The organism is Halosimplex rubrum (assembly GCF_013415885.1).
GTDB lineage: Archaea > Halobacteriota > Halobacteria > Halobacteriales > Haloarculaceae > Halosimplex > Halosimplex rubrum.
On the sequence record NZ_CP058910.1, the window covers coordinates 1,147,497 to 1,164,698 of the forward strand.

Here is a 17,202-nt window from a genome sequence, read left to right on the forward strand (position 1 = left end):
CTATCCGGTCCGTTCCGACCGACATTGTTAGGGGCCTGAGCGGACGTGTGGCTAACGATGGCTGCCGAACCCTCCGTTCGCGAAACAGTCTACCCTCGGCTCTTCGGTCGAGTTCGGGCGGGGGAGTCCGACAGCGATGTCGCGACGACACTCACAATGGGGGAGCGGCAGTGACACGAAACGTCGTCGTCGTGGTGATGGATACGGCCCGCTACCAAGACGTCTTCCCTGAGGACGAGACCGTCGCACCGACGCTCGAATCGCTCGCCGCAGAGGGAGCCAGTTTCGACCGCGCGATCGCCTCAGCCCCGTGGACGCTCCCCTCACACGCCTCGCTGTTTACCGGTACCTATCCGTCGAAACATGGCGCCCACGCCGGCCACAAGCACCTCGGCGACGACCTCGCGACGCTCGCCGAGGCGTTCGCGGGCGCCGACTACGAGACCGTCGCCGTCTCGAACAACACCTGGATCAGCGACGAGTTCGGCTTCGCCCGCGGGTTCGAGCGCTTCCGCAAGACCTGGCAGTACCTCCAGGCTGACACTGACCTCGGTCGGGTCGCTCGCACGAACGAGGGACGAGAGAAACTTCGCGAGGTCACCCGGGCGCTGTTCGACGGCAACCCCGTCGTCAACGCGCTCAACGCGGTGTACGGGCAGTTCGTCCGTAAGCGTGAGGACAGCGGCGCGCATCGGACCAACGAGTGGATCCGGGAGTGGCTCGCCGACCGCGACGGCGAGCGGCCGTTCTTCTGTTTCGTGAACTACCTCGAACCCCACCTAGAGTACCGGCCGTCCCGCGAAACCACCGAGCGGTTCCTTCCGGAGGGGACGAGCTACGACGAAGCGATGGCCGTCCCGCAGGACGCGTGGTCGTACGTCGCGGGCGATCTGGACCTTTCCGGCGGGGACTTCGAAGCGTTGCGCACGCTCTACCGCGGCGAGATTGCCTACCTCGACGACCGGATCGCCGAGCTGCGCGACGCGCTCGAAGCGGCCGACGAGTGGGAGAACACGGTGTTCGTCGTTACGGGCGACCACGGAGAGAATATCGGCGATCACGGGCTGATGGACCACCAGTACGCCCTCTACGAGACGCTGCTCCACGTCCCGCTGGTGATCCACGGTGGCCCGTTTGCAGGTGGAGCCGACGACCGGTTGGTGTCGCTGACCGATCTCGCGCCGACGCTGCTCGATGCCGTCGATGTCGACGCGCCGGCGTTCCGAGAACAAGCACAGGGAGAGTCGCTGCTTGACGACGACCGCGAGGAGCGCGAGCACGTCTTCGCCGAGTACCTCGCACCGCAACCGTCGATGGAAGCGCTCTCCGAGCGCGTGGGCGGCCTCTCCGAGGACGTGTCCCGATACGACCGGCGGCTGCGCGCCGTCCGGGGCGACGATTGGAAGCTCATTCGGGGGTCCGACGGCTCACGGGAGTGTTATCACCTCGGCACGGACCCGACGGAGACAGTAAACCGTCTTTCGACCGACGACGAGGAGGGAGCCGACGACGGGCTGAACGAGAGATCGATCGACGCCACGAAGCAGGCGGAAACCCTCGACGGCGCGCTCGACGACTGGCTCGACTCCTTCGACCATGCCGACCCCGAGAGTGAGGCGACGATGTCCGACGGGGCGGCCGAACGACTCGAAGATCTCGGATACCTGCAGGAGTGACCGTCGGATCCGGTCGTCCGCGTCCATCGTCTCTCCAGTTCTTTTCCAACCGACCGCTTGCAGTGTCAGTACCACTCCGAAGTTACCGGTTTCTCGGCCGTCTTGGCCGTCTCGACCGGGATCGACTGCCGACGTTTCGACTGCACTGGCCGTCTCGATCCCAGACCGATGAAAAAACATATAATCGAGCGCAGTTACTCACAATCTGAGTAACTCAATGACGATCCTCGTCACCGGCGCCGATGGGTACATCGGCTGGCCGACCGCCCTGCGTATCGCGAACCGGACGGACGACCGCGTGCTGCTCGTCGACAACTTCGCCCGTCGCGAGTGGGTCGAAGAGGTCGGTTCGAAGAGCGCGACGCCCATCACGGGTATCGACCAGCGAATCGAGGCCGCGGAGGACGTGTTCGGCATCGGGAACATGTCCTTCGTCGAGGGCGACCTCGTCGAGAAGGACTTCGTGGACGAGCTGCTGGCGGTCCACGAACCGGAAGTCGTCGTCCACGCGGCCGCCCAGCCCTCCGCGCCGTATTCGCAGATCAACGGCGAGCGGGCCAACTACACCCAGCACAACAACATGCAGGCGACGCGGAACCTGCTGTGGGGGCTGGAGGAACACGACCTGACGGACACGCACTTCATCGAGACGACGACGACGGGCGTCTACGGCGCGCCGGAGTTCCCCATCCCCGAGGGCGGCGCGACGATGGAGAATCAGGGTGACAGCGACGAGGTGCCGTTCCCGGCGATGGCGGGTTCGTGGTACCACCTCACCAAGAGCCACGACGCGGCGAACATGCGGCTGGCCCACCAGCAGTTCGACATCCCGATTTCGGACGTGCGCACGGCCATCACGTACGGCACCGAGACCGAGGAAACCCGCGAAGATGACCGCCTCAAGACCCGCTTCGACTTCGACTACTACTTCGGCACGGTTGCCCACCGCTTCGCCGCCCAGGCCGTCGCGGGCTATCCCGTTACCGTCTACGGCAAGGGCGAGCAGCGCAAGCCGTTCATCTCGCTGGAGGACGCCGTCGAGGGCCTCGCGAACCTCGCCCTGCAGGACCACGCGGAGCGCCCGGACGACCTCACGGTGTACAACCAGGTCACCCGCGCTATCTCCATCGTCGAGATCGCCGAAACCATCGCGGGCGTCGGCTCGGAGTTCGACCTCGACGTCGCCGTCGAGCACTTCGAGAACCCCCGCGACGAGGACGAGACCCACAAGATGGAGATCGAGGACGACAACTACGCCGCCCTCATCGGCGACCAGGCCCAGGACTTCGAGAGTGGTATCCGCGACGTGTTCGAGTCGCTGACCGCGCAGGCAGACACGATCAAGGCACACGAGGATCGGTTCCTCCCGGGCGTCCTCGAAGACTGGGACAGCGAGGAGTAAGCCGTGGACGTGCTCGTCACCGGCGGGTGTGGCTACATCGGCAGCCACCTCGTCCCGAAGCTGCAGACCGACGACGACGTCGACCGCGTGGTCGTCCTCGACAGCCTCGTCTCCGGCTCACCCCGGGCGCTCTTTGGCTGCTTCGACGACGGCCTGGACTTCCGCCGGGGCGACGTGCGCGAGTACGGCGACGTTGAGAGCGCGATGCGAGACGTCGATCGCGTGGTCCACCTCGCGGCTATCACGGGCGCGGCGAGCACCCACGACCGCCGCGACGAGACCTTCGCGGTCAACTACGACGGCACCGAGAACGTCCTCACCGCGGCGGGCAAACTCGGCGTCGACCACGTCGTCTTCGCTTCCTCGTGCAATATCTACGGTCGCGCGACGAGCACGGACATCGACGAGTCCGTCGACCCCGACCCGATCAACCCCTACGCCGAGACGAAGTACCAGTCCGAGGACCTACTCGCCGAGCACTGCGAGGAGTACGACATGACCGGCACCGCCCTGCGGATGGCCACGAACTTCGGCTACTCGCCGGCGGTCCGGTTCAACCTCGTCGTCAACCACTTCGTCTTCCGCGCGGTGACGGGCCGGCCGCTCACCGTGTACGGCGACGGCTCGAACTGGCGTCCGTTCGTCCACGTCGACGACGCCGCCCGCGCCTACGAGCGGGCCGTTTGCGAGCCCGACGCCTGGGACGAGTTAGTTTATAACGTCGGCTCCAACGACGGCAACTACCGCATCGAGGAGATCGCCGAGGTCGTCCGCGACGAGGTCGGCCCCGTCGACATCACCTATCTCGAAGACGAACATCCCGGCCCATCCTACCACGTCAACTTCGACCGACTCGACGAGACGAACTTCGAGACCGAACACACCCTCCGCGAAGGCGTCCGCGACCTGGCCGCGCGGTTCCGGGACCCCGAGGCGGCCGCTGGCAATTCGGTTGGGGTGGGGGACTCGGAACAATGACCGACGGAATCCGCGTGATCGACCAGACCGGGCGGACAGCAGCACGGAGCTATACACCCCCCATTACGTCGGTACTGATACGACGTAATGTGGGGCGACTCACGATCGCTGTGGACGCTGGCGAGCGCGAGACAATTCACGACCGTACTTCGGGGAAACGGAACAGCGTGCAGAGTTGCGTCCCGAGTGCGAAGGCAAGTTTATCCGTGAAACCGACGAATCAGAACGTATGAGCGATATCGTCCATACCGACGGAGTACTCGGTGGAAAACCGCGCCTGGAAGGCCACCGTATCTCAGTGCTCCAGATCGCCGACATGGTTCTGGATGCGGGCCACTCTCCGGAGTACGTCGCGGATCAACTCGGTATCTCGCTGTCTGATGTTCACATGGCGCTCTCATACTACTACGACAACCCCGACGAGATGGACGAGATCCGGGACCGGAACGAACGACTTGAAGACCAACTCCGCGAACAGGCGATAACGCCCGATCACGTGGAGCAGTAATGGCTCGCTTGGAGTTCTGCACCGACGAGAACGTTCCGAGAGCCTTCGTGAGTGCATTAGAATCGAACGGGTTCGACGTTGTACACGCAACCGAGGAACGCGGCGAAGACACTGTCGACGAGTCGCTTCTTCAATGGGTGGCTTCGGATGACCGGGTTCTAGTCACAAACGATCGGGATTTCGCGGACCTGCACACGGAACACGATCACGCGGGAATCGCAGTGTACTCGAATCAATCGCTTACCCCAGGTGAGTTCGTCACGGCGATCCGACGGGTTGACCGACAGCTCTCCCCAGAATCCGCCCGAAACGAACTCGTCTGGCTCGATAGCTGGACACAATAATACACATGACAGACCAACGCACCGTCGCCGTCACAGGCGCGGCGGGATTCATCGGCAGTCGCGTCGTCTCCGAACTACAGCAGGCCCACCCCGACTGGGAGATAACCGCGCTCGACAACTTCTACCTCGGCGACGTTCGCGAGATCGGCGACGTGACCGTCGAACACGTCGACGTACGTGACCGCGACCGGTTGGAGGAGGCGCTGTCGGGTGCCGACATCGTAATGCACCTCGCGGCGATTTCGGGCGTCGACGACTGCGAGGAGAACCAGGACCAGGCCTACGAGGTCAACGTCCAGGGGACGAACAACGTCGCGTGGTTCTGCCGGAAGACCGGCGCGGCGCTCGTGTTCCCGTACTCGATGGCGGTGCTGGGCGACCCCGTCGAGTTCCCGATCACCGCCGACCACCCGCGCGACCCGATGAACTGGTACGGTCGGACGAAACTGCTCAGCGAGCGCGCCATCGAGACGTTCGCCGAGGGGGAGTTCCCGGCCCACCTGTTCCTCAAGTCGAATCTGTACGGCGAACACGAGATCGACGGTCAGACCGTCTCGAAGGGCACGGTCATCAACTTCTTCGTCGGCCGCGCGAAGGCCGGCGAGAACCTGACCGTCTACGAGCCCGGCGACCAGGCGCGCAACTACATCCACGTCGTGGACGTGGCTCGCGCGTACGTCCGCAGCGCCGAGCGACTCGACGACCAGCTCGACGCGGGCGAGACCGGCGTCGAGAAGTACGAGATCGCCAGTCAGGAAGACCCCGGCATCACGACCGTCGCCGAGCTGGTCCGGGACATCTCGGCCGAGGAGCTCGACTTCGAACCGGAGATCGAACTGCTGGAGAACCCGCGCGACGAGACGCTCGTCAGCGAGTTCGAGGTTGACACAACCCGTGCCCGCGAAGAGCTGGGCTGGCGTGTCGAACACTCTGTCGAGGAGAGCATCCGCGAGTTACTGCGTCGCTGAACTCGAGTTTGGATCCGCCTCGTACGGGACTCCCGCCGTTACCGCGGAACTATCACTTTGTCGAACTGTCGTACATTGCTTCGAACGTCTGCTCGCCGCGGATCAACTCGTCGACACCGTCGGTAAGCGTCACCTCGCCGAATACAGTTGCTCGATAATATGTGTACAGGCCATCCTGTCCGCGCTCGGTACGCTGGCGTTTCTCGACGAGGCCGACATCGACGAGCTCGTTGAGGTGGTAGTGAAGGGTGCTATCGTCTATATCGAGGGCCTTCTCGAGTTCCTTCGGACTCATCTCGCCGTTGTGGACGAGCCGATAGAGGATCTCGTAGCGAGTGCGATGGCCGACGGCAGCGTGCATCGCGAGATACTCGTCGAGGTCGAACACGCTCTTCTCGGGCAGCAGGTCCTCCGGGTCGTCCGGGGAGTTTCTGTCGACCGTCCGCGTTTGATCCGTCGGCATCGTACGTCGCGCTACGAACTTGGTACGCTTAGTCGCTTTCGAGCCGAAAGTTCTCGAAGATACGCCTTTTTATCTGATGGTGCTGGACGTGACACCGATGATTCGTTCGGCGCCAGTTCGGTGGGAACTGCGCGTCGAGACCTACGAGATCGAGGACGAACTCGTGGCCAAACTACGCCGGTTCTCTGGGGATCATTCTGTATTGGTTTGAGAACCAATACACCTATTGCATTGGTCTCCATACCAATGAAGTGAGGATGGCCTCACCGACTGGTGATGACTTGGACGGTGTGAGTGAGAGCGCGACGTACTCCGATGGGACTGTCGTTCGCGTGTTCTGCATGCGAACTGACCGTAACGCATACCCGTCCGGATGGGCCTACAAACTTCACTACGGTACGACGGAACCCGACCCACCGGACACGCTCGACGATGGCACGATTCGTCGGTACGACAACTCACATGAGGATACGAAAGGCCACGAACTGCACGCCGCACCGGAACCAAGACCAAAGACAGTCGAGTTCCCAGGGATGGTCGAACTGTGGGAACGATTCTGGAGCGAGATACCGAAAACCGAATTCGAGGTTGAGTGACCCTCACGACGTTACTACCAATGGATACTACGCCACCACTGCATCCGATGGAGCGGGAACAGCTGCGGACCGAATCGACGCTCGTCGTAACCGTAAAATCATCCGAAGAGTTCCACGATGATGTCTCCGCTGGCATCGAAGCGCTCGAACGAGACGAGACGGTCGATTCCACGCCGACGCTTTCGTTCGCGAGTTACGACGACCTCATGGACACACTGACGCCGCGCGTTCTCGATCTCATCGAGGCCATCCAGCGGGAAGAACCGACTAGCATCAACGAGACCGCCAGGGTTGTCGACCGGGACGTGAAGAACGTCCACGAGGAACTCGGCCGACTGGCCCGGCTAGGTATCGTTTTCTTCGACGAAGACGGCCAGAGCAAGCGGCCGATCGTCTGGTTCGACGAGATGCTCATCAATCTCCCGTTCGACCCCGACCTCGACGAGACAACAGCTGCTGCACCGTGAGGAACTACCGTGGCTCCTGAAAGACTACAGCCCCGAGATTCATGCTGCTGGGCCTCCGGAGGATATCTATGACAGGCATCGTCGATTCGCTTCCCGACCGGCCGCTGAATATGAAAGACTACGAGGCACTCGACGAGTCGTCGGCCCCCATTCAAGCGTTACCGGTGAGTTGGTTCGACGAGGAACTGATCTACTCGCTGGCCGTGTTTCTGACTCGCGGCGAGGAGCCGACCTCTGTGATCGTGGCATTCGACGAGGCCAACGAAGCGTGGGTCGTCGTCGACAGACCCGACCCGGATCGCGGCTTCGACGAACTCGGCGAACTGCTCTACCCGTGGTTCGAAGAGACGTACGAGGAGATACCCGACGAACTCGCCATCGTTCCGCCGGACTACGACCGCTTCGACGAGTTCGCGTAGCCGTCGGATCTCTCGTCACCCGGCTGAAGCAGTCGGCGCTCAGACGGGCAGGCTGACGACTGCGATGGCGGCGCAGAGGCCCGCAAACGTGAGCGCCCTCTCCGGTCGAGGCCGTATTGCACGATATCCCCGTGTTCCACAGCGTGCAAAATCCTGCACCGCTCGTCCGCTGAATGCACTCATCGTCCTGCCGCGATCCGCTGGAACTGCTCGGTCGTCTGCTCGACGGTCGTCGCCCAGTCGTAGCCGTCTTCGACGACCGCACGCGGCGAGTACGCCGCTCGTTCCTCTGTGACGGCCGCCAGCGCGTCCGCGAACCTATCGACATCGCCGACGGGGACCGTCTCACCGCCGCCGTCGACGACGCCGGTGAGCTGGTCGAGCGCGCTCGTGACGACGGGCACGTCGGTCGCCATCGCTTCTAACACAGTCCGTGGCAGCCCCTCGGCCTCGCTCGGCAATACGAGCGCGTCTGCGGCCCGGTAGACCGCTGGCATCGTCTCGTAGGAGAGATGGCCCAAGAACCGAACCGCCTCGTCCAGTCCACGGTCGCGGACCCGCTCTTCGAGTTTCTCGCGCAGCGGCCCGTCACCGCAGATCGTGAGCCCCGCATTCGGTGCCCGTTCTCGAAGGCGTTCGAACGCCGCGAGCGCGTCGCCCGGCCGTTTCCCGTCGACGAGACGGCCGACGAAGAGGATCGCGGGATCGCCGGCCAGGTCGTCGCTCCGGGGGCCGTCCGGGGTGAACCGCGCCGTATCGATCCCGTTGGCGACGACTTCGACCGGGACGGAAACACCTAGGTCGCGGAGCCGGTCGCGGTCCTCGTCGGTGTAGCAGAAGGCCACGTCCGCGCTGTCGAAGGTCCAGCGCCCGACGGTTCGGAGGTAGGCGTCGAAGACCCACTTGGGGGCCGTCTGGGAGTACAGGCCGTGGTTCGTGACCGCCAGCGGCGTCCCCGACAGCCGGCGGGCGAGCGCCGCGAGATTCGTCGAGAAATAGAGGTGCGAGTGGGCGTGGACCACGTCGTACTCGTCCGTTCGCCGGAGAAACTGCGCGACGCCCGCGGAGACGGCGTTGCCGAGCGGCTCCGCGGTCGGGGGATAGCGGACGACCGTGTAGCCGTCGCGCTGCTCGACGTGCGGTCGGTCTCCGTCGCCGTCGGGTGCGACCGCCAGCACCGTCACGTCGTGGCCCATCGCGGCCTGGTCGCGACTCAGCGCGTGGACGTGGTAGGCGCCCCCGCCCGCCACGTCGGGGTAGACCTTCTGTGCGACCCGCAGGATCCGGAGCGAGCGCGGCGTCGCTTCCGACGCCTTCGATCCTGTGCCCGCCGCCCCGCGATGGTCGTCGGTCATCGAGTACGAGGACTCATCGGTCGGTCTTAGGCCGGACGGTTCGAACCGCGTCGGCGCCGACGTCCCACAGCTGGCGGATCACGATCTTCAGGTCGAACCAAAAGGACTGCCGGCGGATATACTCCACGTCGTAGCGGAGCTTCTCCTCGGGGTCGTGGCCGGTGGCGTCGTTGATCTGGGCGAGGCCGGTCAGCCCGGGTCGGACGAACCAGCGTCGGCGCCACGTGTCGGCGGTCGTCTCCATCTCCGTGTCGAGTTCCGGCCGCTCCGGGCGCGGGCCGACGACGCTCATGTCGCCGACGAGGATCGACCACAGCTGGGGGATCTCGTCGAGGTGGGTCCGCCGGAGGAACCGACCCACGCGAGTGACCCTGGGGTCGATCTCGCCCGCGTCTTCCTCGCTCAGTTTCGGTCCCGTGGCGGATTCGGCGTCGACGACCATACTCCGGAACTTGTAGACCGGGAAGCGGTCGCCAAACTCGGCGGTACGCTCCTGGCGGTACAGGACGGGCCCGGGGCTGTCGAGTTTGACGGCGACGGCGACGGCCGCGATCACCGGCGCGAGGGCGACCAGTCCCGTCGCGGCGAAGGCGATGTCGAACGCGCGCTTGACGACGTAGTCCTGGGTGTCCCACGGTTCCAGGTCGATGTCGAGGAGGTCGCTCTCGGAGACGCCGCTGGTCAGCACGCTGTCGGCGTGGTCGCGGTGGACCTTCGCGACGACCCCGTGTTCGTAGCAGGTGTCGAGCGCGCCGAAAAACTCCATGCGGTCGGCGTCGCCGAACGCCAGCACGGCCGTGTCCACGTCGTAGGCGACGAGTATCTCCTCCAGCCGGGAGAGGCCGCCGAGACACTCCAGCTCGGCGAGGGGGTCCTCCTCGAGGACGACGCCCCCGTCCGTGACGCCCGGCCCGCCCGGGCCGGTCCCGCTCTCCCGGCCCGCGAACGGCGAGACGTAGCCGACCACGTCGGGTTCGGCCGTCGCGAGCACGTCCGCCATCGCGGCCGGGTCGTCGCCGACGATGACGGCCCGTTCGGTGCCCGGCGGCCGACGGCGGATCGCCGCCATCGTCACCGGCAGGCCGACGAAGAGCAGTCCGGTCACGATCATCAGCGTCGACCGCGGGAGCCTGTAGGTGTAGTTGTAGTAGCCCAGCGCGGCCAGCCCGACCATCGCCAGAAGGACCCGCTTCTGGGTCAGGAGGATGGTGTCGAGGATCCGTCGCGGACGCGGCTTGAAGACAGGCCACATCGCCGCGCTCACGACGCCGATCGTCGTCGCGATGGCGACCGCGAACTGCCCGCCCGTCAGGACCGACGGCGCCGGCCCCCCGAAGTAGGGGACCAACGCGAACAGGTTCTGGACGAACGGGTGGTTCGCGACGACGAGCACGAGGAGCGTCAGGACGACGGTCGCCCCCACGCTCGCGACTCGATACTGCCACCGCGAGTTCATCGTCCTGTATTCTCGAACAAACTGATATAAACGCTGTGTCGTAATTATCGGCGGTGAATACAGCCAGGGACCGGTGACGACCGATCTACTGCCGTAGGAGGCGTTCACTCTCGAATTGACAACTAACACACTTGTAACGATACCTGCTAAGAGCGTGGAGATAGATTCGGGCTCGTCTATCGCCATCGTTTAGCTAATGGAATTGTCATGTCGAAAGATAGTTTAAAGCCGTGAATCGACGGTACCTGGTTCGACGTGATTGAAGCAGTTCGAGAACGACGACATTCGACGCTTGAGTTCTCGAAAGACGCGTTCGATAGCGGTTCGATTTCCGTGGCGACGCATCTGAAATCGGCGTCCAACTCGTTGGAGTACGGTTGGTGGTGTTGAACGCCGTCAACGAGAAAGGCAGCGTTTTCGACATCGTGTTTCTGTCACAGTTTGTGGAGGAAGATTTCGGTGAGTACTGTCGCGGTCGTTAAAATGAGCCGGCCGTGAAGCAGATTGTTGGTCTCGGTGTCTGGAGCGTTCACAAGAGCGACGCTCTTGTGCAGCCAATCAGAACGCCACAGCCGTTCTGAAGGCGGCGTACAGCCGGAGTTGCTGGTCGTTGATCCGAATCACCGTTTCGTCGAGAGAGGTCTGATTCGGTGATTGACCAAATTCGGGCTGTAGATCAGATCTCTGGACCAGATCATGGATCTCTTTTCGACTTCGCTCGACGCAGACCTCCGAGTAATTCGACGGTATTCGACAGGAACAGCCCCGAAACGTGCGACTAAATACCTAGCGCCATCGCCGGTTCGGATGTCCGCTTGCGCTCCACAAAACTCAGATCAAGCCAGTATATACACCCCACTGAAGCGGCTGATCTCTGGCATGAACACAAAGAAATCCGTCGGCCTCACGATTCATGCTTAACTGACCGGAATTATGAAGAATGTTCACGAGCGCGTAGATAGCCAGCGGTTCTCAGTAAGTAGATATCCGGTTGCGAGTGCCAGTGAGGGGATTACTGGTGGCCGATATCCCCACGAATAGTCAATAAATGTCGCAGCGACGATAGCTGTCAGAACTATTACCGGAACGCCAAGATCACGTGCAACATGTTTCCGGTTCCGGATCAATTTTACAAACCCAGCGAACCCGAACAGTGTAACTGGGAGTAATGTCACCATATTGATCGCGTTGTGAAGTAGTGAAAAGCGGCCGACAACGGGAAGATAGAATAAAATCGTCTTGAGCGCAGCCATTATTATCATATAATCAATGTTCACGAGAAGAAATTCAACTGCACCCGTAGCAGCACGGGGAACGTACTCGTAGGTGAAAGTCGGATCGAACTGAACGAGTAGCCCGTCTCGCCAAGATTTAATGCCTTGTTCAAGGCCCCATGGAATCGTAATTGCGAGTAATGGTACCATGAGAACACCAGCTAAGAGGGCTGAAACACGCCGGTACGGAATAATATCGTACCCAAGGTCGTACCGACGAGGCAAAAGATCAAAGGTCAACCAGACCACCACGACGGGCAGCCCCTGTGGCTTCGTAAGTGCAAGCCACAAGAGTATTCCAGCGAGGATGAACTGATTCGCCCGTGAGCGGTGAGTCCTATATCGGTGGAGTTGCCAGAGAGAAAGCGTAATCAAGAAGGTAAACATCACGTCGCTGAGAAGCCGGGTCGTCCAAGCAAAGTTATCGAGCATCCCGGCCATGAATAGCCCAGCGATGAGCCCGGCAAGTGGTGTGAAGTAGCGCCGTCCGAGATCAAAGATTAGCACACACGTGGCTGCAGAGAGAAAGATCTGCCATAAGACAACAGCGGTGACCGATCCACCGGCTACTTTGTAGACACCACACATCGGAACCCAATAGCCCGAAAACAGTGTCCAGTATGGTCCGAAATCAGAGAGTATTGCGAAAAATCCGCTAAAATCGGCCGGTAACGGTTCACAGAGGCTGAGAAAAGTTTCCGAACTGGGTACGATTTTATCACCACTCATCTGCCAATAGGTGGCTCTGATAGCGGTTGCTATTACAAATAGCGCCCCATAGGCAGCACCCGTATGCGTTAAGAGCTCGGCGTTCGCTCGGCCAACGACATCGTCGATAGACATATTCCCCACTCTCATTCTGCTGGTAATTCAATCTGCTGGCAGCTGGTTTCCGTTGTAGTTTCTCATGTAACAGACGAAAGTGTTACAGAGACGATCTGCTACATAAGACTACGGACTACTGCCGGATTCATGAGGACCTGACTACGCGGGATTTACGCCTCGTCACCGTCGCGGTCGTCGCCGCCGTCGCTGACGGCGGGCGCCCGCTGGGCGGCCTCGCGACTCGGGGGTTCGACCTGCTCGACGATGTCTTCGACCACGTCCTCGGGCGTCACGTCGCTCAGGTCAGCCTCGGTCGAGAGGACGAGCCGGTGGGCGAGGATCGGTTCGACCAGCGCCTTCACGTCGTCGGGGATGACGTAATCGCGACCGTGGATGGCGGCCCGAGCCTTCGAGGTGTTGAGGAAGGCCAGCGACGCGCGCGGCGAGGCGCCGTGAGTGGTGTCCGGCGACTCCCGGGAGGCCGCCACCAGATCGAGGATGTAGTCGTTGACGCTCTCGTCGATGTACACGTCCTCGACGACCGCCTGCGCAGAGAGGATGTCGTCGCGGTCGACGACCTGCTCGGCGGAGTCGGGGCCCATCTCGGGCTCGGAGTCGAAGCGATTCAGGAGCTCGGACTCCTCGTCGCGGTCGGGCAGCCCCACGGTGAGTTTCAGGTCGAAGCGGTCGCGCTGGGCCTCGGGGAGCTCGAAGGTGCCCTCCATCTCGATGGGGTTCTGCGTCGCGATGACGATAAACGGCGTCGGGAGTTCGAGGGTGTCGCCCTCGACGGTGACGTGACGTTCCTGCATCGCCTCCAGGAGGGCCGACTGGGTCTTGGCGGTCGCGCGGTTGATCTCGTCGGCGACGACGACGTTGGCGAAGACGGGGCCGCGCCGGAGTTCGAACTCGCCGGACTGCTCGCGGTAGACGTAGGTGCCGGTGATGTCTGCGGGGAGGATGTCCGGCGTCATCTGGACGCGGTTGTAGTTGAGCCCGGTCGCCCGCGCGAAGAGGTTCGCGACCGTCGTCTTCGCGACGCCGGGGACGCCTTCGAGGAGGACGTGCCCGCGGGTGAGCATCGCGATGGTCAACCCCTCGACGGCGTGGTCGTTGCCGATGAGGACGGATCCGGCCTCCTCACGGATGGCCTCGTAGAGGGCGGCGGGCTCAGTCATCGTTCCGTGGTCCCTCCCGCTGGCGTATAATCGCTTCTGTTACGCGGTCGGCGTACTCCTCGTCCCAGTCGGGGTGACGGTCCTCGATGAGCGCCTTGACAGCGGCCTCGTCGAGCGTGATATCGTCGATATCGAACTCGTCGCCGTCGCGACCGAGCGCGGACTCCGCGGCCGCGAACAGCCGCCCGCGGTTGACGTACGTGCCGAAGGCGCCGAAGGCGAGGACGCTGACCAGTAGCTGGAGCGGCGCGTTGGTGCGGACGGTGATCAGGGCGTAGACGAGCGGCGGCAGCGACGAGTGCTGGGAGTAGTCCAGCAGGACGTGTTCCCGGCCGTCGAGCAGCGCCGCGAGGAAGGCCTGATTCCCCTCGCGGTCGAGCATCGCGTTCGTGAAGGCGCTCGGGTCACTGACGGCGACGATGTGGCCCTCGCCTTCCGGTTCGACGGTCGCGACCGGGAGCGACCCGAACGGTTCGCCGGTGTCGTAGGTCTCGTTGCCGTTCGAATCGAGGTACGCGACGGTCGAACTGTTGATCAGCGGCGTCACGTCGCTCTCGTTGAACGAGGGTGCGTCGCTCGGTTCGAGAGCCGTCCCGTCGTTGAGCGTGACCGACTCGACACCCTCGGTCAGGTTGTGGTCGGAGACGTTGTTCGCGACCGGCAACTGGGGTCCGCGGTAGTTGTTCTGGTCGTCGCGGAGCTGGGTGCCGTTCACGCGGACGCTCGACCCGACGGCATCGAGATAGGGGTCGGTCGCGTTCGGGCTCTCGCCGGCGACGACGAGCGTCCCGCCCCGGGAGACGAACGATTGGACCTGCGCGGCTTCCCCGTCGGTCGGTTCGCTCGGCGCGAGGACGACGGCGAGCGACTCACCGGCCGAGAGTTCGCCGTAGCGGTCGGTCGTCGTCGCCAGGTCGACCTCGGCCGACTCGCTCGCGCTCGTCCGGAGCGTGTCGGCGCCGTCCCACTCGCCATTGTACGGGCCGTACGCGGCTGACGAGGTGGTCATCGCGCCGACTAAGGCGAGGTTCACCGCGACCAGGAGCACGAGTACGGCCACCCGCGGGTAGTCGTAGTCGTCGAACGCCATCGGTCAGTCGCTCCCTCCCGGGGTGGTTCCCGTGGACTCGTCGACGAACGAGTCGACGGTTTCGATCGTCGACCGCGCTGCGTCGGTTCCGACCCCCTCGGCGGCGTATGCGACCTGCTCGTAGCGTTCGGTCACCGCCCGGAGCGTCTCCAGCGTCTCCTCGTCCACGTCGGCGGCCTCGCAGTCGCGGTAGAACTCCCAGTGGGTGCGGCCGTCGCCCGGGACGGCGTTGCGCCGTTCGATCCGGTCTCTGAGTGCCGCGTATCCGACGCGGATCGCGGTCTCGGGGTCGGATCCCAGTTGCTCGCGTGCCGCCGCGAGAAGCGATGTCGTGTCTTCGTCGCTACGTCCGACCTGCCCCGTCGAGACCATCGGTTCGTCCAACCCGTCGCCTCCCGCTTCGCCGCCGCCGGCTTCCCAGGGGCGGCGACGCGCGAGGAGCGCACCGCCGCCGAGCGCGATGACCAGAGCTGCGAGTCCGCCGAGCAGGACGGGCTGGCCGCTCGTCCGCACGGTGAGAGAGTCGGTGGCCCGCGAGGGGGCGAGGTTGCTGCCGGTGTCTTGGTACGACGCTTCGACGCCGATCGTTCGCGATCCACCGAGGAGCCCCCCGTCGAGTTGTGCGCTCGGCACGGCGACCGCCGTCGCGAACGACCCGTTCGCGGTCGTCTCCGTCGTCGCGACCGACGTGCCGTTGACCGCGATGTCGGCGGTCTGGTTGGGGATCCCGCCGCCGTTCAGCCGCGAGAACCGCCCGGACACGCGCACCGTCTGTCCGTCAACGTCGGTCGCTGCCGCCGACAGGTTCGTCCCGAGTTCGACGATGTCTACCGTCGTGTTCGCGCTCGTGCTGGCCAGTGTCCTGTCTTCGAGCGGCACGAGCACGCGGACCGTCCGTTCGCCGTCGGCGACCGAACTCGAAAGTGGCTCGGAGGCGTCGAATCGACCTGTTTCGTCGGTCTCGTTGCGCGCGAACACCTGTCCGCCGACGAGGATCACGTAGGGGGCGTCCGGAACACCCGTCCCCTCGACGCTCACCCAGCCGCTCACCATGAGTCGGTCGTCGTAGCTGAGCGACTCCGGCTCGGCGGTCACTTCCGCGTGCGGCGTTTCCCGCGTGAATTTCACGTTCAGCCGCTCGCTCACGGGGGCGTGTGCGGAGTCGTTTTCGGGAACGTACGCCACGGTCACGCTACTGGTGTTCGCCGAGACCAGCGCCGGTCGGTAGCTGACAGCGAACGAGCCGTTCGGCCCGGTCGTCGCTTCGAGAGTTTGGTTGCCCGCGGTGACGTTGAGCGTTCCGTTCTCGACTCCCGACCCGTTCGCGGTGACCGAGCCCCTGATCGACAGCGGGTCCGAGAACGACGCCGTCCGCGAGTGCTCCGCGACGGTCAGGTCGGTCGAGACGAACGTCTGATCGCGGACGGTTTCCTGTCTCGTCGTGACGTTCCCGACGCTCTCGTTGATCGAAGCACGTGTCGTCGTGAAGTTCCGGTTCGAGAGGTTGCTGAGCCGCTGGTACCGTCGGTTGAGCCGGGTCCCGCTCTCGTTGACTGCGCCGGCGAGCCGCGAGAGCCGGTGGGCGCTTCGGTAGATCTGCGTCTCGTCGACCGGCGACGGTTTGTCGCTGCCCGCCTCGTACTCGCTCAGGTCTGGCCGCGTCCGGGCATCGGCCAACTCCACCGCGGTGTACTCCGCGTCCCGAAACGCTTCGTAGCGGTCGTGGACCCGATTGTATCGGTCCAGCGAGTCGATAAACGTGGCCTGCGCTTCGAGCATCCGTCGGTAGGCGATCGTTTGTTCCGTGTTACCGGTCTGGTTGGCGACCGACGAATACTGCTGCAGGAGCGACTGGTACTCCGTTCCGTTGACCCGTTCGCGGGCCTGTTCGATGTCGCCGCTGCTGAGATTGACGGCGCCGCTTCGGGCCCGTTCGGCGAGGCGCTGGGCAAGTTGTTGCTCGACCGCGCTCAGGCTCCCCTCGCTCCCGACTTCGGCGGGGTCAACCTGTTTCGGCTCGCCGACACTTCCCGTCGATCCGAGGCCGGAGATGCCGGCTACGGGAGCGATAGCCCCAACCACCAGTCCGACGACGAGTATCGCGACCCCGAGGGCCACGAGCGCCCGCGAGAGCCCGTCGTCTGGGAGGAGGGCGGGGCGGTTCATACCCCGGTGTATCCCGCCGGCGGATTTAATCCCTTCC

The 17,202-nt window shown here is 63.7% G+C and carries 17 protein-coding genes and 1 pseudogene; 10 read left to right on the top strand and 8 right to left on the bottom strand.

What is annotated here, in order from left to right; translation table 11 throughout:
- Positions 1-170 precede the first annotated feature (170 nt).
- From HZS55_RS05785 to HZS55_RS05810, 6 genes are all read left to right on the top strand, one after another.
- Positions 171-1,676 (top strand): sulfatase, encoded by a 1,506-nt coding sequence (locus HZS55_RS05785; RefSeq protein ID WP_179910778.1) that lies wholly within the window; start codon positions 171-173, stop codon positions 1,674-1,676.
- A gap of 217 nt (positions 1,677-1,893) precedes the next feature.
- Positions 1,894-3,078 carry an NAD-dependent epimerase/dehydratase family protein gene (locus HZS55_RS05790; RefSeq protein ID WP_179910779.1) on the top strand — a complete coding sequence of 395 codons (1,185 nt, stop codon included), beginning with the start codon at positions 1,894-1,896 and terminating at the stop codon, positions 3,076-3,078.
- A 3-nt stretch (positions 3,079-3,081) separates the two neighbouring features.
- Complete coding sequence (locus HZS55_RS05795) at positions 3,082-4,056, top strand: NAD-dependent epimerase/dehydratase family protein (protein ID WP_179910780.1); 975 nt, start codon at positions 3,082-3,084, stop codon at positions 4,054-4,056.
- Between the two features lie 229 nt (positions 4,057-4,285).
- On the top strand, positions 4,286-4,564 hold the full coding sequence (locus HZS55_RS05800) for a DUF433 domain-containing protein (RefSeq protein WP_179910781.1): 279 nt from the start codon (positions 4,286-4,288) through the stop codon (positions 4,562-4,564).
- Positions 4,564-4,908, top strand: a complete 345-nt coding sequence (locus HZS55_RS05805) for a DUF5615 family PIN-like protein (protein ID WP_179910782.1) — start codon at positions 4,564-4,566, stop codon at positions 4,906-4,908. The genes HZS55_RS05800 and HZS55_RS05805 overlap by 1 nt, the downstream gene beginning before the upstream one ends.
- 5 nt (positions 4,909-4,913) lie before the next feature.
- Positions 4,914-5,876, top strand: coding sequence for an NAD-dependent epimerase/dehydratase family protein (locus tag HZS55_RS05810; RefSeq protein WP_179910783.1), 963 nt, complete (start codon positions 4,914-4,916; stop codon positions 5,874-5,876).
- Between the two features lie 52 nt (positions 5,877-5,928).
- Here HZS55_RS05810 and HZS55_RS05815 read toward each other — a convergent pair whose 3' ends face one another.
- Positions 5,929-6,339, bottom strand: coding sequence for an ArsR/SmtB family transcription factor (locus tag HZS55_RS05815; RefSeq protein ID WP_179910784.1), 411 nt, complete (start codon positions 6,337-6,339; stop codon positions 5,929-5,931).
- Positions 6,340-6,436: 97 nt separating this feature from the next.
- Here HZS55_RS05815 and HZS55_RS23105 point away from each other — a divergent pair, with 97 nt between their 5' ends.
- Genes HZS55_RS23105 through HZS55_RS05830 form a run of 4 tightly spaced genes read left to right on the top strand, consistent with a single transcriptional unit; the run spans position 6,437 to position 7,821 of the window.
- Positions 6,437-6,550, top strand: a complete 114-nt coding sequence (locus HZS55_RS23105; RefSeq protein WP_449405183.1) for a DUF7509 family protein — start codon at positions 6,437-6,439, stop codon at positions 6,548-6,550.
- Between the two features lie 46 nt (positions 6,551-6,596).
- On the top strand, positions 6,597-6,935 hold the full coding sequence (locus HZS55_RS05820; protein ID WP_179910785.1) for a toxin-antitoxin system TumE family protein: 339 nt from the start codon (positions 6,597-6,599) through the stop codon (positions 6,933-6,935).
- Positions 6,936-6,982: 47 nt separating this feature from the next.
- The gene (locus tag HZS55_RS05825) at positions 6,983-7,402 is read left to right on the top strand and encodes an HVO_A0114 family putative DNA-binding protein (RefSeq protein ID WP_179911802.1); all 420 of its coding nucleotides are present in this window, start codon (positions 6,983-6,985) and stop codon (positions 7,400-7,402) included.
- Between the two features lie 41 nt (positions 7,403-7,443).
- Positions 7,444-7,821: a hypothetical protein gene (locus HZS55_RS05830; RefSeq protein ID WP_179910786.1), complete on the top strand. Its 378-nt coding sequence runs from the start codon at positions 7,444-7,446 to the stop codon at positions 7,819-7,821.
- A 179-nt stretch (positions 7,822-8,000) separates the two neighbouring features.
- On the opposite strand, the gene HZS55_RS05835 is transcribed toward HZS55_RS05830, so the two are convergent.
- From HZS55_RS05835 to HZS55_RS05865, 7 genes and pseudogenes are all read right to left on the bottom strand, one after another.
- On the bottom strand, positions 8,001-9,176 hold the full coding sequence (locus tag HZS55_RS05835; RefSeq protein WP_179910787.1) for a glycosyltransferase family 4 protein: 1,176 nt from the start codon (positions 9,174-9,176) through the stop codon (positions 8,001-8,003).
- A gap of 13 nt (positions 9,177-9,189) precedes the next feature.
- Positions 9,190-10,632 carry a sugar transferase gene (locus tag HZS55_RS05840; protein WP_179910788.1) on the bottom strand — a complete coding sequence of 481 codons (1,443 nt, stop codon included), beginning with the start codon at positions 10,630-10,632 and terminating at the stop codon, positions 9,190-9,192.
- A gap of 222 nt (positions 10,633-10,854) precedes the next feature.
- Positions 10,855-11,513: pseudogene (locus HZS55_RS05845) on the bottom strand (IS6 family transposase).
- Between the two features lie 63 nt (positions 11,514-11,576).
- Positions 11,577-12,749 carry an ArnT family glycosyltransferase gene (locus HZS55_RS05850; protein ID WP_179910789.1) on the bottom strand — a complete coding sequence of 391 codons (1,173 nt, stop codon included), beginning with the start codon at positions 12,747-12,749 and terminating at the stop codon, positions 11,577-11,579.
- Between the two features lie 152 nt (positions 12,750-12,901).
- Complete coding sequence (locus HZS55_RS05855; RefSeq protein WP_179910790.1) at positions 12,902-13,909, bottom strand: AAA family ATPase; 1,008 nt, start codon at positions 13,907-13,909, stop codon at positions 12,902-12,904.
- Positions 13,902-14,999, bottom strand: coding sequence for a DUF4350 domain-containing protein (locus HZS55_RS05860; protein ID WP_179910791.1), 1,098 nt, complete (start codon positions 14,997-14,999; stop codon positions 13,902-13,904). The genes HZS55_RS05855 and HZS55_RS05860 overlap by 8 nt, the downstream gene beginning before the upstream one ends.
- Positions 15,000-15,002: 3 nt before the next feature.
- Positions 15,003-17,165 carry a DUF4129 domain-containing protein gene (locus HZS55_RS05865; RefSeq protein ID WP_179910792.1) on the bottom strand — a complete coding sequence of 721 codons (2,163 nt, stop codon included), beginning with the start codon at positions 17,163-17,165 and terminating at the stop codon, positions 15,003-15,005.
- Positions 17,166-17,202 lie beyond the last annotated feature (37 nt).

Excerpts from the sequence above, each read along its gene's own strand:
- HZS55_RS05810 (WP_179910783.1), top strand. The coding sequence starts at position 4,914 with ATGACAGACCAACGCACCGTCGCCGTCACAGGCGCGGCGGGATTCATC.
- HZS55_RS05860 (WP_179910791.1), bottom strand. The coding sequence starts at position 14,999 with ATGGCGTTCGACGACTACGACTACCCGCGGGTGGCCGTACTCGTGCTC.
- HZS55_RS05850 (WP_179910789.1), bottom strand. The coding sequence starts at position 12,749 with ATGTCTATCGACGATGTCGTTGGCCGAGCGAACGCCGAGCTCTTAACG.
- HZS55_RS05790 (WP_179910779.1), top strand. The coding sequence starts at position 1,894 with ATGACGATCCTCGTCACCGGCGCCGATGGGTACATCGGCTGGCCGACC.
- HZS55_RS05840 (WP_179910788.1), bottom strand. The coding sequence starts at position 10,632 with ATGAACTCGCGGTGGCAGTATCGAGTCGCGAGCGTGGGGGCGACCGTC.
- HZS55_RS05805 (WP_179910782.1), top strand. The coding sequence starts at position 4,564 with ATGGCTCGCTTGGAGTTCTGCACCGACGAGAACGTTCCGAGAGCCTTC.
- HZS55_RS05835 (WP_179910787.1), bottom strand. The coding sequence starts at position 9,176 with ATGACCGACGACCATCGCGGGGCGGCGGGCACAGGATCGAAGGCGTCG.
- HZS55_RS05865 (WP_179910792.1), bottom strand. The coding sequence starts at position 17,165 with ATGAACCGCCCCGCCCTCCTCCCAGACGACGGGCTCTCGCGGGCGCTC.
- HZS55_RS05815 (WP_179910784.1), bottom strand. The coding sequence starts at position 6,339 with ATGCCGACGGATCAAACGCGGACGGTCGACAGAAACTCCCCGGACGAC.
- HZS55_RS05830 (WP_179910786.1), top strand. The coding sequence starts at position 7,444 with ATGCTGCTGGGCCTCCGGAGGATATCTATGACAGGCATCGTCGATTCG.
- HZS55_RS05825 (WP_179911802.1), top strand. The coding sequence starts at position 6,983 with ATGGAGCGGGAACAGCTGCGGACCGAATCGACGCTCGTCGTAACCGTA.
- HZS55_RS05800 (WP_179910781.1), top strand. The coding sequence starts at position 4,286 with ATGAGCGATATCGTCCATACCGACGGAGTACTCGGTGGAAAACCGCGC.
- HZS55_RS05855 (WP_179910790.1), bottom strand. The coding sequence starts at position 13,909 with ATGACTGAGCCCGCCGCCCTCTACGAGGCCATCCGTGAGGAGGCCGGA.
- HZS55_RS23105 (WP_449405183.1), top strand. The coding sequence starts at position 6,437 with ATGATTCGTTCGGCGCCAGTTCGGTGGGAACTGCGCGTCGAGACCTAC.
- HZS55_RS05820 (WP_179910785.1), top strand. The coding sequence starts at position 6,597 with ATGGCCTCACCGACTGGTGATGACTTGGACGGTGTGAGTGAGAGCGCG.